Annotated in this window: 12 protein-coding genes, 1 pseudogene and 1 riboswitch; of the genes and pseudogenes, 7 read left to right on the top strand and 6 right to left on the bottom strand. The window is 70.7% G+C overall.

The genetic code is table 11. From position 1 onward, the window contains the following. Positions 1–134: 134 nt before the first annotated feature. From ACFY4A_RS02015 to ACFY4A_RS02005, 3 genes are all read right to left on the bottom strand, one after another. Positions 135–1040: a sugar ABC transporter permease gene (locus ACFY4A_RS02015; protein WP_390827468.1), complete on the bottom strand. Its 906-nt coding sequence runs from the start codon at positions 1038–1040 to the stop codon at positions 135–137. A gap of 19 nt (positions 1041–1059) precedes the next feature. Further along, a complete protein-coding gene (locus tag ACFY4A_RS02010; protein WP_390827467.1) occupies positions 1060–2064 on the bottom strand; it encodes a carbohydrate ABC transporter permease in 1005 nt (334 codons plus the stop codon). Positions 2065–2164: 100 nt separating this feature from the next. Then, positions 2165–3442, bottom strand: a complete 1278-nt coding sequence (locus ACFY4A_RS02005; protein ID WP_390827465.1) for an extracellular solute-binding protein — start codon at positions 3440–3442, stop codon at positions 2165–2167. 445 nt (positions 3443–3887) lie between these two features. Here ACFY4A_RS02005 and ACFY4A_RS02000 point away from each other — a divergent pair, with 445 nt between their 5' ends. Together ACFY4A_RS02000 and ACFY4A_RS01995 are read left to right on the top strand one after the other, a co-directional pair. Further along, the gene (locus ACFY4A_RS02000; protein WP_390827464.1) at positions 3888–4922 is read left to right on the top strand and encodes a LacI family DNA-binding transcriptional regulator; all 1035 of its coding nucleotides are present in this window, start codon (positions 3888–3890) and stop codon (positions 4920–4922) included. Positions 4923–4998: 76 nt separating this feature from the next. Continuing rightward, complete coding sequence (locus ACFY4A_RS01995; protein ID WP_390827463.1) at positions 4999–5841, top strand: phosphatase PAP2 family protein; 843 nt, start codon at positions 4999–5001, stop codon at positions 5839–5841. 29 nt (positions 5842–5870) lie between these two features. Here the strand turns inward: ACFY4A_RS01995 and ACFY4A_RS01990 are convergent, their stop codons facing one another. Further along, entirely contained in the window at positions 5871–8867 is a 2997-nt protein-coding gene (locus tag ACFY4A_RS01990; RefSeq protein WP_390827462.1) for a bifunctional [glutamine synthetase] adenylyltransferase/[glutamine synthetase]-adenylyl-L-tyrosine phosphorylase, read from the bottom strand. A gap of 596 nt (positions 8868–9463) precedes the next feature. Beyond that, a riboswitch (cyclic di-AMP (ydaO/yuaA leader) is annotated at positions 9464–9647 on the top strand. Positions 9648–9654: 7 nt separating this feature from the next. On the opposite strand from ACFY4A_RS01990, the pseudogene ACFY4A_RS01985 reads away from it, so the two are divergent. Next, positions 9655–10846 (top strand): annotated as a pseudogene (locus ACFY4A_RS01985) (NlpC/P60 family protein). 228 nt (positions 10847–11074) lie between these two features. Here the strand turns inward: ACFY4A_RS01985 and glnA are convergent. Beyond that, on the bottom strand, positions 11075–12436 hold the full coding sequence (glnA, locus tag ACFY4A_RS01980) for a type I glutamate--ammonia ligase (RefSeq protein ID WP_390827461.1): 1362 nt from the start codon (positions 12434–12436) through the stop codon (positions 11075–11077). Between the two features lie 330 nt (positions 12437–12766). Here glnA and ACFY4A_RS01975 point away from each other — a divergent pair, with 330 nt between their 5' ends. Next, positions 12767–13966, top strand: coding sequence for a globin domain-containing protein (locus tag ACFY4A_RS01975; protein WP_390827460.1), 1200 nt, complete (start codon positions 12767–12769; stop codon positions 13964–13966). Between the two features lie 116 nt (positions 13967–14082). On the opposite strand, the gene ACFY4A_RS01970 is transcribed toward ACFY4A_RS01975, so the two are convergent. Continuing rightward, the gene (locus ACFY4A_RS01970; RefSeq protein WP_390827459.1) at positions 14083–14526 is read right to left on the bottom strand and encodes an RrF2 family transcriptional regulator; all 444 of its coding nucleotides are present in this window, start codon (positions 14524–14526) and stop codon (positions 14083–14085) included. Positions 14527–14678: 152 nt separating this feature from the next. Here ACFY4A_RS01970 and ACFY4A_RS01965 point away from each other — a divergent pair, with 152 nt between their 5' ends. From ACFY4A_RS01965 to ACFY4A_RS01955, 3 genes are all read left to right on the top strand, one after another. Next, positions 14679–15353, top strand: coding sequence for a DUF3105 domain-containing protein (locus ACFY4A_RS01965; protein ID WP_390827458.1), 675 nt, complete (start codon positions 14679–14681; stop codon positions 15351–15353). Continuing rightward, entirely contained in the window at positions 15350–15982 is a 633-nt protein-coding gene (locus ACFY4A_RS01960) for a DUF305 domain-containing protein (RefSeq protein ID WP_390827457.1), read from the top strand. Before ACFY4A_RS01965 ends, ACFY4A_RS01960 begins: the two co-directional genes overlap by 4 nt. A 236-nt stretch (positions 15983–16218) precedes the next feature. Beyond that, on the top strand, positions 16219–18156 hold the full coding sequence (locus tag ACFY4A_RS01955) for a protease pro-enzyme activation domain-containing protein (protein WP_390827456.1): 1938 nt from the start codon (positions 16219–16221) through the stop codon (positions 18154–18156). Positions 18157–18376 lie beyond the last annotated feature (220 nt).

Genomic DNA, 18376 nt, shown 5'->3' with positions numbered 1-18376 from the left:
CGGGAGACGGCGTCCGGGTGACGAGGCGGCCGCGGTGACAGTGGGGTCTGGGGTCCCCCCTCGAAGAGCTTGGGGAGGGCACCGCGGCCGCCACCCGCGCGGGCAGGCGCGGGAGCCGTTGAACATGGGTGGGGTCAGCCCTTGGTGCCGCCCGCGGTGAGGCCGGTGACGAGGTTTTTCTGGACAAGGTAGAAGAAGACCGACACCGGAACGGCGATCAACACCGCGGTGGCGGCCATGTAGTTCCACTGGGCGTCGTGCTCGCTGACGAAGCTCTGCAGACCGACCGCGAAGGTGTACCTGGAGTCGTCCAGCATGAAGGTGGTCGCGAACGCGACCTCGCCGACGGCGGTGATGAAGTTGTAGAAGGCCGCGACGGCCAGTCCCGGGCGGGCCAGCGGCAGGATCAGCCGCAGGAAGGTGCCGAAGGGGCTGAGCCCGTCCACGCGTCCCGCTTCGTCGATCTCGAAGGGGATGGTGTCGAAGTATCCCTTGAGCAGCCAGGCGCTGTAGGGCACGGCCGTGGTGCAGTTGATCACGATCAGGGCCCAGTAGGTGTCGATGAGACCGAGCTGGCTGAAGATCTCGTACATCGGCACGATCAGGATGGCGATCGGGAAGGCCTGGGTGAGCAGCAGCACCCACATCAGCTGCCTGTAGCCGGGGAACCGCATGCGCGAGACCGCGTAGCCGGTGGTGGCGGCGACGAAGACGCCGATCAGGGTGGTGCCGAGGGCCACGATCATCGTGGACCGGAACCAGTCGAAGAAGGCCGTGTGCTGGAGCACGAAGGCGTAGTTGGAGAAGGTCAGCTTGCCGACGATCTCGCCGGGGTGCAGGTAGTCGTCCTTGTCCGGGCCGAGGGACAGGAAGAACAGCCAGGCCACCGGGGCCAGCGCGATGAGGCTCGCCACGGTGAGGCCGCCGTGCAGCAGGGCGCCGCCGAGCGGGCCGCGCTCGCCCCTGCGGCGGGTCCGGCTCGGGCGCGTCGGGGCTGAGGCCGGCCCGGCCGGTGTCTTTTCGAGGGTCGTGGTGCTCATGAAAACGGCTCCTGCGGCGTCAGACGGCGAGCTGGTCATTGCGCTTCAGCCAGCGGAAGTAGAAGGAGGTGAAGACGGTGAGGATCGACAGCAGCAGTACGCCGTACGCGGCGGACTGGGCGAAGTCGCGCGGCTGCTGTCCGAAGCCCAGGTAGTAGGCCCAGGTGACCAGGATTTGGGCGTCGGGCGCGCTGGTGGGGCCGAACAGCAGGAAGATGATGGCGAACTGGTTGAAGGTCCAGATCACGCCGAGCAGCACCACGGTGGAGCTGACCGAGCGCAGGCCCGGCAGGGTGACGTGCCGGAACCGCTGCCAGGCGTTCGCGCCGTCCATCTCCGCGGCCTCGTAGAGCGTGGAGTCGATGGACTGCAGGCCGCCGAGCAGCGAGAGCATCATGAACGGCACCCCGCACCAGGTGTTGACCATGATCGCGGCGAACCGCTGCCAGAAGGTGTCCTCCAGCCACTGCGGCTGGGGCAGGTGCAGGCTGCCGAGCATCTGGTTGAGCACACCGGAGTCGGCGAGCATGATCCGCCAGGAGAAGACCGTGACGAAGGCCGGCACGGCCCAGGGCAGGACCAGCAGCAGCCGGTAGAAGGTGCGGCCGCGCAGCTTCTGGTTGAGCATGAGCGCGAGGCCGAGGCCGATGCTGTAGTGCAGGAACACGCAGGCGGCCGTCCAGAAGACGGTCCACAGGAAGTGCGACCAGAACCGGTCGTACGAGGTCGGGCCGAACAGGATGTCCTGGTAGTTGTCCAGCCCGATGAACTTGTAGGTGGCCTCGATGTGGTTGACGCCGATGGTGCGCGCCGAGTTCAGGCTGTTGGCGTCGGTGAGGGTCAGGTAGAAGCCCCGGACCAGGGGGTAGCCCACGATGCCGCCGAGCACGACGACCACCGGTGCGATCATCGCGTAGGCGTACCAGTACTTGTGGAATCCGTTCTTCAGGCGCTGCCCCAGCCCGGGCCGAGGCGCGCGGTCACCGCGGCGCCTGCCGGTCGCGCGGTCGATGGCGACTGTCATGGTTCGACACCTTTTGCAAGATCAGGGAGTTGGGCCGGGCGCAGGCCGGTGGCCGTCGGAGTCCTCCCCGTCGCGGGAGGACTCCGACGGCCACGCGGGCTCACTTGCTGAAGTCGGGGACCAGCTTGCTGATCGCGAGCTCGGCGTTGCTCAGGCCCTTGTCCAGGGACTCCTTGCCGGCGGCGACCTTGGCCAGCTCGGCTTCGAGCGGGCCCCACAGGGAGCTGTACTCGGGCAGCGCCGGGCGCGGCTGGGCGGCGGACAGGACGCCCTGGTAGCCGGCGATGCCGGGGTCGGCCTTGACCTCCGCGGTGTAGGCGTCGTCGCGGGTGGGCAGCGTGGAGTTCTTCAGGGCGATGGCCTCCTGGGTCTTCGCCGAGGTCATCCACTTCACGAACTTCAGGGCCGCGTCCTGGTGGGCCTTGTCCGAGCCGGCGTAGACCGAGAGGTTGTGGCCGCCGGTCGGGGCGCCCGCCCTGCCGGAGGAGCCGGCCGGGACGGTGGCGATGCCCAGGTTGGACTTGTCCGTGAACGCGGAGCCCTTGTAGAAGTTCGTGATCTCCCAGGGGCCCTGGATGATCGCGGCGACCTTGCCGTTGACGAACGCGTCCTGGATGTGCTGGTAGGCCTCGGCGGTGGTGTCCGCCTTGTGCAGGCCCTTGCCGTCGAACAGGCCGAGCCAGGTGCCGTAGGCCTTCTTGGCGGGCGCCGAGTTCACGGTGATCTTCTTGGCGTCGGCGTCGACGGTGTCGGTGCCCTCGCCGTAGAGGAAGTTCTGGGCGTAGTAGGCCTGGGTGGAGCCCCAGTAGCCGTCGACGCCGGCCTTGTCCTTGATCTCGGCGGCGGCGGACTTCAGCTCGTCCCAGGTCTTGGGGGCCTCGGTGATGCCGGCCTTCTTGAACAGGTCCTTGTTGTAGACCAGGGCCAGGGTGTCGGTGACCAGCGGGACGCCGTAGGTCTTGCCCTCGTACTGGGCCTGCTTGATCAGGCTGGGCTGGAACTTGTCCTGGTCGGCGAGGGCCTCGGTGCCGTCCAGCGGCACGAAGTAGCCCTTCTTGGCGAAGGCCGGGGTCCAGCCGACCTCGGAGCGCAGCACGTCCGGGGCGCCCTTGGAGCCGGCGGCCGTGTCGAACTTGTTCTGCGCCTGGTCGAACTGGACGTTGACGTACTTGACCTTGATGTCCTTGTTGGCCGCTTCGAACTGCTTGACCAGAGCCTGGTACGTCGGTGCCTCGTTGGTGGCGTTGGAGGTGTCCCACCAGGTGATGGTCACCGGGCCGTCGGCCTTGCCGCCGTTGTCGCTGTCGCTCCCGCCGCACGCCGTCGCCGCGAGGGCGAGGGACGCCACCAGCGCGGTGGCCGCTATGCCACGCCGCATGAGTTCTCCTTGAGGGTTAAGCCCGTGAACAGGGAACGGCCCCGTCCGCCGCCCTGCCGACTTGCCGACCGCGCCGTTGCCGCCGCCGGGCGACCGAGAACGTAACAGCGTTGCAAGCACCGCGAAAGACCTTGCAGAAAAAAAGTGCAAGACAACGGGCGAGTTACCCCTTCGTGACCTGTCGAGTCAGGCCCTGTCGCCCTGATTTCACGCGGGTGGGCAGCCCGTCGGACACTTGTGCAAGACTCTGCAAGCCCTTGCCAGACCGTGGCGAGGGAGGAATCATCCCGTTGCGGACCGGACGCCGAAACCCGGACGTCGACCGGACGCCGACCGAACACGAGGGATCGTGATGACGCAGCAGCCCGCAGCGGGTCGTTCGACGGCTCGCACCAGGCGCCCCGTCGGTGTGCAGGGCGGGGGCCGACCGGTACAGTCCGGTCATGTGACCACACGGCTTGCCGACATCGCTGCCCAGGCGGGGGTGAGCGAAGCGACCGTCAGCCGCGTCCTCAACGGAAAGCCGGGCGTCGCCGCCACCACGCGCCAGTCCGTGCTGGCCGCCCTCGACGTCCTCGGCTACGAGCGCCCGGTACGGCTGCGGCAGCGCAGCGAGGGCCTGGTGGGGCTGATCACCCCGGAGCTGGAGAACCCGATCTTCCCCGCGCTGGCGCAGGTCATCGGCCAGGCGCTGACCCGGCAGGGCTACACCCCGGTGCTCGCCACCCAGACCCCCGGCGGATCCACGGAGGACGAGCTGACCGAGATGCTGGTGGACCGCGGGGTCGCCGGGATCATCTACGTCTCCGGTCTGCACGCGGACACCACCGCCGACATGGGGCGCTACGAGCGCCTGCGCGCCCAGGGCGTGCCCTACGTCCTCGTGGACGGCTTCTCCCCCAAGGTGCAGGCGCCGTTCATCTCGCCCGACGACCGGGCCGCGATGACGCTGGCGGTCACGCACCTCGCCTCCCTGGGGCACACCCGCATCGGCCTGGCCCTCGGCCCGAAGCGTTTCGTCCCGGTCCAGCGCAAGATCGAGGGCTTCGTCCGCGCCATGCAGGACCAGCTGGGCCTGACAGCGGAGGTCGTCGAGTCCGAGCTGATCCAGCACTCCCTCTACACCCTGGAGGGAGGCCAGGCCGCGGCCACCGCGCTCATCGAACGCGACTGCACGGCGATCGTCTGCGCCAGCGACATGATGGCGCTCGGCGCGATCCGGGCGGCCCGCCGGCGCGGCCTGGAGGTCCCCCGGGACGTCTCCGTGGTGGGCTTCGACGACTCCCCCCTGATCGCCTTCACCGACCCACCGCTGACGACCATCCGCAAGCCGGTGCCGGCGATGGGTCAGGCGGCGGTGCGCACGCTGCTCGAGGAGATCGGCGGGACCCCCGCGCCGCACAGCGAGTTTGTGTTCATGCCGGAGCTGGTGGTGCGCGGTTCGACCGCTTCGGCCCCCGGGGACCGCCATCGTCCCTGAGGCCGGAGAACATGCGAACGGAACCCGACCGGGGGATGATCGGTGGACGAACGCTTTTCTGGCAGACTCTGTGCCTATGGGTGACTCGACCGTGACACGACTGAATGGCCGGGAAGAGGCCGTTCCACCCCTCGTCACGGACGAGCAGCCCCCCACCGTCCTGGAGCGGCTGCGTGCCCCCCGCCGACCGCGGCTGTGGTTCGAGATCCTGCTGATCGCGGTGAGTTACTGGACGTACTCGCTGATCCGCAACGCGGTCCCGGAGCAGAAGACCCAGGCGCTGCGCAACGCGGACTGGATCTGGAGCGCCGAGCACCAGTTCGGCATCGCCGTCGAACACTCGATCAACCATGCCGCCAACTCGGTGACTTGGCTGATCATCGGCATGAACTACTATTACGCGACGCTGCACTTCGTGGTCACCATCGGCGTCCTGGTGTGGCTCTACCGCACGCACCCCGGCCGTTACGCGGCCGCCCGGCTCACCCTCTTCGTGACGACGGGCGTTGCCCTGCTCGGCTACTACCTGTACCCGCTGGCGCCCCCGCGCCTGATGACCGGCGGCCACTTCGTCGACACGGTCCAGGTCCACCACACCTGGGGATCCATGGCCTCCGGCGACCTCAAGAACATGTCCAACCAGTACGCCGCGATGCCGTCCATGCACATCGGCTGGTCCCTGTGGTGCGGCCTGACCGCCTTCGCCCTGTGCGCGGTCCCGTGGCTGCGCGTCCTCGGCCTGCTCTACCCCGTGGCCACCCTTGTCGTCATCGTCGCCACCGCCAACCACTTCTGGCTCGACGCGGTCGGCGGCGTCCTGTGCCTCTCGTTCGGCTTCACGGTGGCCCGCTTCTGGTACGGGTCGCTGCCGCACGCCCTGCCGCGGCTGACGCCGGCTCTGCGGCCGACGGAGGCATAGAGCCCTGGTGGTGCCACCAGGCCGCCGTGTCACGAGCCGTAGAACAGCTCCTCCATGACCGCCCGGGCCCGGCGTGCCGTCCGCCGGTACGCGTCGAGCATGTCGCCCGCGTGCCCCGGCCCGTACCCCAGGTACCGCCCCACCGCGGCCAGCTCCCGCGGCTCGGTGGGGAACGTGTCCCCGGCCCGTCCCCGCACCAGCATCACCGCGTTGCGCACCCGCGTGGCCAGCACCCACGCCTCGTCGAGCGTCGAGGCGTCCTCCGGGGACACCAGTCCCGCCTCCCGCGCCGCCGCCAGCGCCTCACGCGTCCGCGTGGTCCGCAGCGACGCCTCCGCCGCCGCGTGCCGCATCTGCAGCAGCTGCACGGTCCACTCCACGTCGGACAGCCCGCCCGGCCCCAGTTTGGTGTGCAGCTTGGGATCGGCGCCGCGCGGCAGCCGTTCGGACTCCATCCGGGCCTTCAGCCGCCGGATCTCCCGCACCGCGTCCTCGCGCAGCCCGCCGCGCGGATACCGCAACGGGTCGATCAGCTCGACGAACCGCCGCCCCAGGTCCGCGTCCCCGGCCACCGGTTCGGCCCGCAGCAGCGCCTGCGACTCCCACACCAGCGACCATCGCCGGTAGTACGCCTCGTACGACTTGAGCGTCCGCACCAGCGGCCCCGACTTCCCCTCGGGCCGCAGATCCGCGTCGACCAGCAGCGGCGGATCCGCGCTCGGGATCTGGAGCAGCCGCCGCATCTCGGCGACCACCCGGGCGGCGGCCTCGGCGGCCTCCTGCTCGTCGGCGCCGTCCCACGGCTCGTGCACGAACAGCACGTCCGCGTCCGAGCCGTAGCCCAGCTCGTGCCCTCCGAACCGCCCCATGCCGATGATCGCGAACCGGGTCGGCAGGGTGTCCCCCCATTCCCTGCGCACGACGGCCCGCAGGGTGCCGGCCAGCGTCGCCGCCGTCAGGTCGGACACGGCGCCGCCCACCTGGTCCACGAGCGCGCCCTGGTCGGCCTCGGCGGGCCGGGTCTCGGTGCCGTAGGAGCCGACGATGTCGGCGGCGGCGGTGCGGAACAGCTCCCGCCGCCGTACGCCGCGTGCCGCCGTGACGCCCTGCTCGGCGGACTCGGCGCGGCGGACGGCGGCGAGGACCTCCTGCTCCAGCTGGGCGCGCCCGCGCGGTTCGAGGCCGCCCGCGTCGCCGTTCCCCAGCAGTGCCACGGCCTCGGGTGCGCGCATCAGCAGGTCGGGGGCGAGCCGCCCGGCCGACAGCACCCGGGCGAGGTTCTCGGCGGCGGCCCCCTCGTCCCGCAGCAGTCGCAGATACCAGGGGGTCTTGCCGAGCGCGTCCGACACCTTGCGGAAGTTCAGCAGCCCGGCGTCCGGATCGGCGGAGTCCGCGAACCATCCCAGCAGCACGGGCAGGAGGGTCCGCTGGATGGCCGCCTTCCTGGTGACGCCGGAGGCCAGCGCCTCCAGATGCCGCAGCGCCGCGGCCGGGTCGGCGTACCCGAGTGCGACCAGCCGCTCCCGCGCGGCCTCCGGACTCAACCGTGCCTCGCCGGGCGCGAGTTGCGCGACGGCGTCGAGCAACGGCCGGTAGAACAGCTTCTCGTGCAGCCGGCGTACGACGCTGGTGTGCCGTTTCCACTCGCGGGTGAGCTCGGTGATCGGGTCGCTGCGCAGGCCGAGCGACCGTCCGAGCCGGCGCAGATCGGCCTCGTCCTCGGGGACGAGGTGGGTGCGCCGCAGCCGGAACAGCTGGATGCGGTGCTCAAGGGAGCGCAGGAACCGGTAGGCGTCGTCGAGCTGTACGGCGTCCACGCGGCCGACGTACCCGCCGGCGGCCAGCGCCTGCAACGCGTCCAGGGTGGAGCCGCTGCGCAGCGACGGGTCGGTCCGGCCGTGCACCAACTGAAGCAGCTGCACGGCGAATTCGACGTCCCTGAGGCCGCCCGGCCCTAGCTTCAGCTCGCGCTCGACCTCGGCCACGGGGATGGTCTCGACCACGCGGCGGCGCATCTTCTGCACGTCGGCGACGAAGTTCTCGCGCTCGGCGGCCTGCCAGACCAGCGGGTCGAGCGCGGCGATGTACTGCCCGCCCAGTTCCAGGTCGCCGGCCACCGGGCGGGCCTTGAGCAGCGCCTGGAACTCCCAGGTCTTGGCCCAGCGCTGGTAGTAGGCGACATGGCTGCTGAGGGTGCGCACCAGCGGTCCGTTGCGGCCCTCGGGCCGCAGGTTGGCGTCGACCGGCCAGATCGAGCCCTCCACGGTCGTCTCGGAGCAGATCCGCATCATGTGCGAGGCGAGCCGGGTCGCGGCGCGCAGGGCCTTGACCTCGTCGGCGCCGTCCGCGGCCTCACCGACGAAGATCACGTCGACGTCGGAGACGTAGTTGAGTTCGTGGCCGCCGCACTTGCCCATCGCGATCACCGCGAGCCGGCACAGCGCGTCGTCCTCGGGCGCGGCGGCCCGCGCGAGCCGGAGCGCGGCGCGCAGGGTGGCGGTGGCGAGGTCGGCGAGCTCGGCGGCCGTCTCGGCGACATCGGTGGTGCCGCACACGTCGCGGGCGGCGATGGACAGCAGGCAGCGCCGGTAGGCGACGCGCAGCGCGACCGGGTCGGCGGCCTCGGCGAGCCCGTGCTCGAACTCCTCCACCCCCGGGTGCAGGTCGCTCGGCTCGTAGGTGACCAGCGCCCGCCAGTCGCCGGCGTGCCGGGCGAGGTGGTCGCCGAGCGCGGCGGAGGCGCCGAGCACGCCGAGCAGCCGGTCGCGCAGCGGCTTGGCCGCTATCAGCGTGTCGAGCAGCTCACGGCGGGCCTTGGACTCCGGCTGCGCCTCCAGCAGCCGGACCAGCCCGCCCAGTGCGAGGTCCGGGTCGGCGGTGGCGCCCAGCGCCTCCAGCAGCACCGGATCGTCCCTGAGCGGCGCGAGGTCCGGACCGTCCAGCAGCCGCTCGGCGTCCGAGGCATGGATGAAGCCGTGCCGCAGCAGCCGCGTGAAGGTACTGCTCCTGCGCCCCGGCGCCGTCATCCCGGCCTCCCGTCGGATCCAGCCCGTCCTGGCCAGAGCCTATCCGGACTCCCGGGCCGGAGCCCTGACGGCGGCCCGCCTCCCGCGACCGCGCGTGGGCGCAGCGGCCCGGTCGGAGATCGTCCGGAAGGACCCGGAAGCAGGGATACTTGCCGCCCACCGGACAGTACGGTCCGGAAGTCCCGCAGGTCCCTGGTGAGGACGGCGTCCGTGTCGTACTCGGCGGCGAGGGCCGCGTTCACCGCATCCACGAGGTCAAGGCCGAGCGACGCGTACCGGGCCCGCACGGAGAGCGCGGCATCGAGGATCTCGGGCGTGGGCGGGGCCAGGACCGGGCCTCCGAGCGGTACGCGTGCCACTCGGCGCGCTTGTTGCGGAGGAAGACGCACAGGTCGGGAGCGCCCTCCCGGGGAGGGTGTCCGCGTGCTTCCGGGGCCCGGCACCGAAAACAGCGGAGTGCGGTCCTCCGTATACGCCTGGTGAAAGTCACGAAAATGTAGCGGACATATCACGCACCAACCTTCACAGCAGTCACAGGCGTTGGCTAGCGTGCCCGGCGGGCACCCCGTACCCCCACCGGCGAACGACGCCGGGACGGGTGGCCTGCGCCGAGTCCGGTGCGCTTCACGGCAGCCGGAGCCGGGGACCCAACTCATCCCCTGGGGTGAATCGGTCCCGTTCACGCGTCCCCCACGGCGCGAACGGGACGGTAGGGCAGCCCTTCCGAACCACTCGCCCGAACCCGACAGCTAACCCGGTAGGCGGTCCATGGAAGGAGTCGCCGACCTTGGCGTCGCACCGCAAAGCCCGGACCACGGCCACCCGGATCGCCGGACTTCGCACGTCCCCGGCCCTCGGTCTGACGACCGCGGCCCTCACCTCCGTGGCACTGCTGTCCCAGACGGCGAACGCCGCGCCCGCGCAGCCCCACGAGCCCAGTCTCGAAGAGGTGCAGAAGAGGGTCGATGACCTCTACCACCAGGCCGGAGTGGCCACCGAGAAGTACAACGCGGCGAAGGAGAGGACCGCCACGCAGCGCAAGCGCGTGAACGGCCTCCTCGACGACGTGGCGAAGCGCACCGCGAAGCTGAACGAGGCGCGGCGCGAGCTCGGCCTGTTCGCCGCCGCCCAGTACCGCACGGGCGGGGTCTCCGGCACCGCGACGCTGCTGCTCGCGAAGGACCCCCAGCAGTACTTCGACCAGGACCATCTGCTGAGCCAGCTCACCGAGCGGCAGAAGAAGGCCGTCGACGACTACCAGACCGCGCAGCTCGCGACGACGAAGAAGCGCGCCGAGGCGACGAAGATCCTGGAGTCGCTGACTACCTCGCAGAACGATCTGAGGACCAGCAAGCTCGACGTCCAGAGGAAGCTCAGCGAGGCGCGCCGTCTGCTGTCGACGCTGACCGCCGAGGAGAAGGCGCGGCTGGCGGCGATCGAGAAGAAGAAGCAGGAGGTCGCCCGGCAGAAGGCTGCGGAACTGGCCCGCCGGCAGGCGGCGGAGGAGGCGGCGCAGAAGCGCAAGCAGGAACAGGCGGCTCAGAGTTCCGGCGCGGAGGCGAGCAGCGGAGCCGGCACGAGCACGGAAGTCGGCACGAGCACGGGCGCCGGATCGAGCACCGGCTATGCCGCCAAGGCCGCCAAGGTCATCGACTTCGCGAGGGCCCAGATGGGCAAGCCGTATGTGTGGGGGGGCGTCCGGCCCCGATTCGTACGACTGCTCCGGGCTCACGCAGGCCGCCTGGAAGTCCGCCGGGATCTCGCTGCCGCGCACCACCTGGGACCAGGTGGAGGTCGGCACGACCGTCCCCGTCTCCGAGGCCGAGCCCGGCGACCTGGTCTTCTTCTACAACGACATCAGCCACGTCGGGATCTACATCGGCGACGGCATGATGATCCACGCGCCGCGCTCGGGCACGAACGTCCGCGAGGAGTCGATCTACTACATGCCGATCCACAGCGTCGTCCGCCCCGCGTAACGCGCGTGCCGGACACCCGGCACCGGCACCGGACATGAAAGGGCCGCACGGGAGTGCGGCCCTTTCATGGGACGGCGCCGCTCAGGCACCGCGAGGAAGACGTTGGTCGTCGCGACGACGGATATCGGTCATGGTGAGCAGCCCGACCAGGCCGAACTGGCTCTGCCGACGGTCGGCGATCGTCGGCCCCATCCGCTGAATCGGCGGGAAACCAGCTCTGACCTGCGCCTACAGCACCGGCAAGTGCTTCTTCAGTTCGAAGGCCGTGACCTCCGAGCGGTACTCGTGCCACTCGGCGCGCTTGTTGCGGAGGAAGAAGTCGAAGACGTGTTCGCCGAGGGTGTGGGCGACCAGGTCGCTGTTCTCCATCAGGGTCAGGGCCTCGCCGAGGTTCTGCGGGAGCGGTTCGATGCCCATCGCGCGGCGTTCGGCGTTGGAGAGGGCCCAGACGTCGTCCTCGGCGCCCGGCGGCAGCTCGTAGCCCTCCTCGATGCCCTTGAGGCCGGCGGCCAGGAGGACGGCGTAGGCCAGATAGGGGTTCGCGCCGGAGTCGAGGGAGCGGACCTCCACACGGGCGGAGCCGGTCTTGCCGGGCTTGTACATCGGGACGCGGACCAGGGCCGAGCGGTTGTTGTGGCCCCAGCAGATGTACGAGGGGGCCTCGCCGCCGGCGCCCGCGGTGCGCTCCGAGCCGCCCCAGATGCGCTTGTAGGAGTTCACCCACTGGTTGGTGACTGCGGAGATCTCGGCGGCGTGGCGGAGGAGGCCCGCGATGAAGGAGCGGCCGACCTTGGAGAGCTGGTACTCGGCGCCGGACTCGTAGAACGCGTTCCGGTCACCTTCGAAGAGCGACAGGTGCGAGTGCATGCCGGAGCCGGGGAACTCCGAGAAGGGCTTGGGCATGAAGGTGGCCTGGAGGCCCTGCTCGAGCGCGACCTGCTTCATGACCAGGCGGAACGTCATGATGTTGTCCGCGGTGGACAGGGCGTCGGCGTAGCGCAGGTCGATCTCCTGCTGGCCCGGGGCGCCCTCGTGGTGGGAGAACTCCACCGAGATGCCCATCGACTCCAGCATGGTGATCGCCTGACGGCGGAAGTCCATGCCGATGGCCTGCGGAGTGTGGTCGAAGTAGCCGGAGTTGTCCGCGGGCGTGGGGCGGGAGCCGTCCAGCGGACGGTTCTTGAGCAGGAAGAACTCGATCTCGGGGTGGGTGTAGAAGGTGAAGCCGAGGTCCGAGGTGCGGGCCAGGGCGCGCTTGAGGACGTAGCGGGGGTCGGCGAAGGACGGGGAGCCGTCCGGCATGAGGATGTCGCAGAACATACGGGCCGTACCGGGGGCCTCGGCACGCCAGGGCAGGATCTGGAAGGTGGACGGGTCGGGCTTGGCGATCATGTCGGACTCGTAGACCCGGGCGAAGCCCTCGATGGCGGAGCCGTCGAAGCCGATGCCCTCGTCGAAGGCCTGTTCCAGCTCGGCGGGCGCGACGGCCACGGACTTGAGGAAGCCGAGCACGTCCGTGAACCACAGGCGTACGAACCGGATGTCGCGCTCCTCCAACGTCCGGAGCACGAACTCCTGCTGCTTGTCCATCTTCCGCTTCCCCATCCTTGCTGGTCAGGCCACCTGTGTTCGCTGTCACGGGAGACCGTCGGGCACCTGAGCATCCCACCACGGCCGCGTTTCACCCGTGTTGCGGCGCCCGGTCGCCCGGCCGTCGTGCGGGGGCGATCGCCCCGAGTACGGGAGGTTTACCGCTCTGCCGCCCATCTTGCCCGCTCGCACCGTCATCCGTAATGGCCGAACCCTCACCCACGTGACCGAGACCACCCCCCTTAAATTTGCATCTCAAATGCAAGTTTCAATATCGTTTCGATCGGTCGAGCGATCGAGCCCATTCGATCGAGTCATCGAGGAGTCACCATGCTGTCCGAGCAGTCAGCGGCCACCGTCCGCGCCACCCTCCCCGCCGTCGGCGCGGCCATCGGCCAGATCACCGAGCGCTTCTACGCCAGACTGTTCGACGCCCACCCCGAGCTGCTGCGCGACCTGTTCAACCGCGGCAACCAGGCCGCCGGCACGCAGAAGCAGGCTCTGGCCGGCTCCATCGCCGCCTTCGCCACGTACCTCGTGGACAACCCGGACCAGCGGCCCGACCTGATGCTCCAGCGCATCGCCCACAAGCACGCGTCCCTGGGGGTGGTTCCGGAGCAGTACCCGGTCGTCCACGAGCACCTGTTCGCGGCCATCGCCGAGGTGCTCGGCGAGGCGGTGACCCCGGAGGTCGCCACCGCCTGGACCGAGGTCTACTGGCTGATGGCCAACGCGCTCATCGCCATCGAGAAGCGTCTGTACGAGCAGAGCGAGCAGCGCGGCTGGCGCGAGTGGGAGGTCGTCGAGCGGATCGAGGAGACCGCGGACGTGGCCACCTTCAAGCTGCGCCCCGTCGACGACGCCCCGGTGCCCGGGTACCGCGCCGGCCAGTACGTCTCGGTCGGCGTCGAGCTCCCGGACGGGGCCCGCCAGATACGCCAGTACAGCCTGACCGCGGCCCCCGGTTCGCCGGTGCGGCAGTTCGCCGTCAAGCGGGTGGCCGGCGACGCCACGACGCCCGACGGGGAGGTCTCGAACCACCTGCACGCCCACGTGCGCGAGGGCGACGTCCTCCAGCTGTCCGCCCCGTACGGCGACCTCGTCCTGGAGGAGACCGAGGCGCCGCTGGTGCTCGCCTCCGCGGGCATCGGCGTCACCCCGATGATCGCCATGCTGGAGCAGCTCGCCCTCACCGGTCACAGCGCTCCGGTGACCGTGGTCCACGCCGACCGCTCCCCCACCGCGCACGCGCTCCGCTCCGAGCACGAGGCCTACGCGGCCAAGCTGGCGGACGCGCGGCCGGTCTTCTTCTACGAGCAGTACGACGAGGACGCGGCAGGTGCCGGGCGACCCGGACTGGTCGACCTCGGCGACATCGACGTCCCGGCCGGTACGCGCGCGTACCTGTGCGGCCCGCTGCCCTTCATGCGGGCGGTGCGCGAGCAGCTGATCGGCAAGGGTGTGTCCCCGGCCGACATCCACTACGAGGTCTTCGGCCCGGACCTGTGGCTGGCCCAGCCGGCCGCCTGACCGATCCGGCCGGTGTGCTCCGAAGGCCGGCCGAGACGGTGTGAAACCGCCTCGGCCGGCCTTCGGTGTGCTCGTCCTTCGGGTCTGGCCGGGTCAGACCGTGCGAGTCCCTCCGCTCAGGTCGCCGACCGCACGCTGGGCAGCCCCAGCAGCAGCGGTCCCGTCGGGGCCGCGACCATGTCGGCGACCGTGAGGGGGTCGAGCGCGGCGTAGAAGGCCTCCTGGGCCCGGCGCAGGGCGCCGCGCAGGCGGCAGTCGGCTCTGAGCGGACAGGGAGTGCCGCCGTCGCAGTCGGCCACGTCGCCCTCGCCCTCCAGGGCGCGTACGAGGGCGCCGACCGAGGCGTTGCGGCCCGCCTCGGTGAGCGTCAGTCCGCCGCCGCGGCCGCGGCGGGCCTCGAGCAGACCGCGGTGCTGGAGCTCGGCGACCACCTTCGCGGTATGCGTGTACGGCACGCCCATGTCGCCCGCGACCTCCCGGGTCGTGGGGCTGGACTCGCCGGCGACCGCGAGCCTCATCAGGACGCGCAGCGCCATGTCGGTGGAACGCAGCAGCCGCATGCGGGCCAGGGTAGATAATGCGCATCCGCCGTTCAACTTATCGGCGGTCTCCCTGCCGACGCTTTCGTCCCACTACGATCAGCGAGCCCTTGGGTACGCAAAGCCCCCGCCCGCCACACCCGCCCGCCCCTTCCCCCACGAAGGACTCCGCCATGGACTCCCCGCACCGGACCGGTACCGAACAGCACAAAGCCCGTACAGAGGAGATGCGCCGGGCGCAGCGCGCCCGGGAGCGGCGCACGCGGTGGCTCACGGTGGCCGCGAGCGTGGTCGTCGTGGCCGGACTGGTCACCGGCGGCGTGGTGCTCCTGCACTCGGGGTCCTCGGACGCCGCGCCGGCTGCGGCGAGCGACGAGAAGGGCGGTGACGGAGGGCATTTCGTCACCCGCGCGGACGGCGTACGGACCTGGAAGGGCACGCTGGACCGCGACCACACCACCGCCCCGGTGACCTATCCGATGGAGCCCCCGGTCGGCGGCGACCACAACCCGGTCTGGCAGAACTGCAACGGCGACGTGTACACCGAACCGGTGAAGAACGAAAGCGCCGTGCACGCGCTCGAGCACGGCGCCGTGTGGGTGACGTACAACAGCAAGGCGTCCAAGGCGGACGTGGCCGCGCTCGCGGCGAAGGTGAGGAAGACCCCGTACACGCTGATGAGCCCGGTCGAGGACCAGAAGGACCCCCTCATGCTGTCCGCCTGGGCGCACCAGCGCACGGTGACCGGCGTGAACGACCCGCAAGTGGACAAGTTCCTCGCCGAGTTCGTCCAGGGCCCGCAGACGCCCGAGCCGGGTGCCACCTGCACGGGCGGACTGGACCGGTGAGGCACGTCGGGCTGATCGCCGGAGCCGCGGCGGCCGCGCTGGTCGCGACGGGCGCGATCACGCACGCGGTGGCCGAGGACAGCGGCGGGGCGCGCTCCGCCGCGACGGCGCCCGCCGCCGACTCCGCGGACGCCGGCTTCGCCCGGGACATGGCGGTCCATCACCAGCAGGCCGTCGAGATGTCGTTCGTCGTGCGCGACCGCACCACGGACACCGGAGTGCGCCGCCTCGCCTACGACATCGCGCAGACGCAGGCCAACCAGCGGGGCATGCTGCTGGGCTGGCTCGACCTGTGGGAGCTGCCGAAGGTGTCGGCGGACCCGCCGATGACGTGGATGGGCATGGGTGACATGCCCGCCGGCGAGGACGGCGCGCTGATGCCCGGCATGGCGACCAACGCCGAGATGCGCAAGCTCGGCGAACTCAGCGGCAGGCGGGCCGAGGTGTTCTACCTCCAGCTGATGACGGACCATCACAACGGCGGCGTCCACATGGCCGAGGGCTGCGTCGCCCGCTGCACGGTCGGCGTGGAGAAGAGGCTCGCGCGGGGCATGGTCGAATCGCAGCGATCGGAGACGCGGTTGATGGCCGACATGCTCAAGGAGCGTGGCGCGGCGCCCCGTTCGTGACCCGGACGCCCCTTTTCCCCCTTCTCGGACCGCGGGCGAAAGCCGTAATTCTCCCTGCCTGACAGGTTCCTTGGGTTTCTCTTGGCCTCCGCATTCCCCTGACATGAACGGTTCATCGGGAAGAGTGGCGCCGTTCGCGTGATCCATTCGGGCCCGAACCGCCGCGGGCTCTCCGCGGATTACGCGAGGACCGACCACTCATTGCGTCACATGCGAACGCATCGCAGGGGGTTCCTATGAGATCCAACCGTGCCACAGCGCGCGCCGGAGCGAGCATGGCGGCGACCCTGCCGCTGCTCGCCGGCGCACTCGCGCTCGGCATACCCGCGCACGCCGCGGACAACCCGGGCCGCAGCGCGCTCACGGGCACCAAGCCCGTCTGGGCGACGGCCACGGCGGACAAGGGCGCCACCTCGGACAGCGCCCAGGTCCACGCCCGGGTCTACCTGGCCGGACGGGACGCCGCGGGCCTCGCCCAGTACGCCACGGCGGTGTCCGACCCGTCCTCGGCCTCGTACGGCAAGTACCTGAGCGCCCAGGAGGCGCAGGCGCGTTTCGGCGCGACGAAGGCCCAGGTGGCCGCCGTGAAGTCGTGGCTGGCGTCGTCGGGGCTGAAGGTCACCTCCGTGACCCCGCACTACGTCGCCGTCTCCGGTGACGTCGCCGCCGCCGAGAAGGCGTTCGGCGCCCAGATGCACAACTTCGCCAAGGGCTCGAGGACCTACCGCGCCCCGGCGCGGACGGCCTCGGTGCCGGCCTCCCTGAACGGCGCCGTCCTGACCGTCACCGGCCTGGACAACGCGCCGCACAAGGCGAAGCACAAGGACCAGCTGCCGCCACCGGACGACGTGTTCAAGAACGCCGGGCCGTTCTCGACGTACTACGGCTCCAACATCGCGAGCACCCTGCCGTCCGCGTACGGCCAGAAGGTCCCGTACGCCGTCCAGGGCTACACGGGCAAGCAGCTGCGCGCCGCCTACGGTGCCGGCAAGCACACCGGCAAGGGCGTCCGCGTCGCCATCACCGACGCCTACGCCTCGCCGACCATCGCCTTCGACGCGGCCACCTACGCGGAGAAGAACGGTGACGCGGCCTGGAAGACGGGCCAGCTGCGGCAGGTGCTGCCCGGCAAGTACAGCAAGACCAAGGAGTGCGGGGCGGCCGGCTGGTACGGCGAGGAGACCCTCGACGTCGAGGCCGTGCACGCGGTCGCGCCGGACGCGGACGTGGTCTACGTGGGCGCCGCCTCCTGCTACGACGACGACCTGCTCGACTCGCTGAGCAAGATCGTCGACAACCACCTCGCCGACATCGTCTCCAACTCCTGGGGCGACATCGAGGCCAACGAGACGCCGGACGTCGCTGCCGCCTACGACCAGGTCTTCCAGTTCGGAGCGGTCGAGGGCATCGGCTTCTACTTCTCCTCCGGCGACGACGGCGACGAGGTCGCCGACACCGGGACGAAGCAGGTCGACACCCCGGCCAACTCCGCCTGGGTGACCGCGGTCGGCGGCACCTCGCTGGCCGTCGGCAAGAACGACAACTACCTCTGGGAAACCGGCTGGGGCACCGAGAAGGCCACGCTGTCCGCTGACGGCAAGAGCTGGGTGGACTTCCCGGGCGCGTTCACCTCGGGCGCGGGCGGCGGCACCAGCCGGACCGTGCCGCAGCCGTCGTACCAGAAGGGCGTCGTGCCGAAGGCACTGGCCACGGCCAACAACGCCGCCGGCAACCGCGTCGTCCCGGACGTCGCGGCGGTCGCCGACCCGAACACCGGCTTCCTGGTGGGCCAGACGCAGACCTTCCCGGACGGGTCGCAGCAGTACAGCGAGTACCGCATCGGCGGCACTTCACTGGCCGCGCCCGTCATGGCGGCCGTCCAGGCCCTCGCCCAGGAGGCCCGCGGCGGCAAGGCGATCGGCTTCGCCAACCCGGCGATCTACGCCAAGTACGGCTCGGCGGTGTACCACGACGTGGTGGACCAGCCGACCGGCAAGGACCTCGCGGTCGCGCGGGTCGACTACGTCAACGGCGTCGACGCCGCGGACGGCCTGAGCGTCTCCGTGCGCAGCCTCGGCAAGGACAGCTCGCTCAAGGCGGTCGAGGGCTACGACACCGTCACCGGCGTCGGCTCCCCCGCACCCGGCTACGTCGAGTCCTACCCGCGCCGCTGACACCGGCCCGGCACCGTGTGCCCGCTCCTCTTCCCGAGGGGCGGGCACGCGCGTGTACGGCCATCCACCGGCGCCCAGCCGGACCACCTCTTCCGCGTGCCGCGCGCAGCGACAGTACACGCGCGCGCGTGCAAAACCTGCGGAAGCCCCACCGCGCGGGGCAGGCGCGCAAAGACGGCCCTGGGCCGACAGGGCCCGGCCAAGGCCGGCACAGAGCGGC

The organism is Streptomyces sp. NPDC001292 (assembly GCF_042896465.1).
Lineage (GTDB): Bacteria > Actinomycetota > Actinomycetes > Streptomycetales > Streptomycetaceae > Streptomyces.
This window is presented reverse-complemented; position numbering and strand designations above follow the sequence as displayed.

Excerpts from the sequence above, each read along its gene's own strand:
- ACFY4A_RS02015 (WP_390827468.1), bottom strand. The coding sequence starts at position 1,040 with ATGAGCACCACGACCCTCGAAAAGACACCGGCCGGGCCGGCCTCAGCC.
- glnA (WP_390827461.1), bottom strand. The coding sequence starts at position 12,436 with ATGGACAAGCAGCAGGAGTTCGTGCTCCGGACGTTGGAGGAGCGCGAC.
- ACFY4A_RS02010 (WP_390827467.1), bottom strand. The coding sequence starts at position 2,064 with ATGACAGTCGCCATCGACCGCGCGACCGGCAGGCGCCGCGGTGACCGC.
- ACFY4A_RS01995 (WP_390827463.1), top strand. The coding sequence starts at position 4,999 with ATGGGTGACTCGACCGTGACACGACTGAATGGCCGGGAAGAGGCCGTT.
- ACFY4A_RS01955 (WP_390827456.1), top strand. The coding sequence starts at position 16,219 with ATGAGATCCAACCGTGCCACAGCGCGCGCCGGAGCGAGCATGGCGGCG.
- ACFY4A_RS02005 (WP_390827465.1), bottom strand. The coding sequence starts at position 3,442 with ATGCGGCGTGGCATAGCGGCCACCGCGCTGGTGGCGTCCCTCGCCCTC.
- ACFY4A_RS01970 (WP_390827459.1), bottom strand. The coding sequence starts at position 14,526 with ATGCGGCTGCTGCGTTCCACCGACATGGCGCTGCGCGTCCTGATGAGG.
- ACFY4A_RS01990 (WP_390827462.1), bottom strand. The coding sequence starts at position 8,867 with ATGACGGCGCCGGGGCGCAGGAGCAGTACCTTCACGCGGCTGCTGCGG.
- ACFY4A_RS01965 (WP_390827458.1), top strand. The coding sequence starts at position 14,679 with ATGGACTCCCCGCACCGGACCGGTACCGAACAGCACAAAGCCCGTACA.
- ACFY4A_RS01975 (WP_390827460.1), top strand. The coding sequence starts at position 12,767 with ATGCTGTCCGAGCAGTCAGCGGCCACCGTCCGCGCCACCCTCCCCGCC.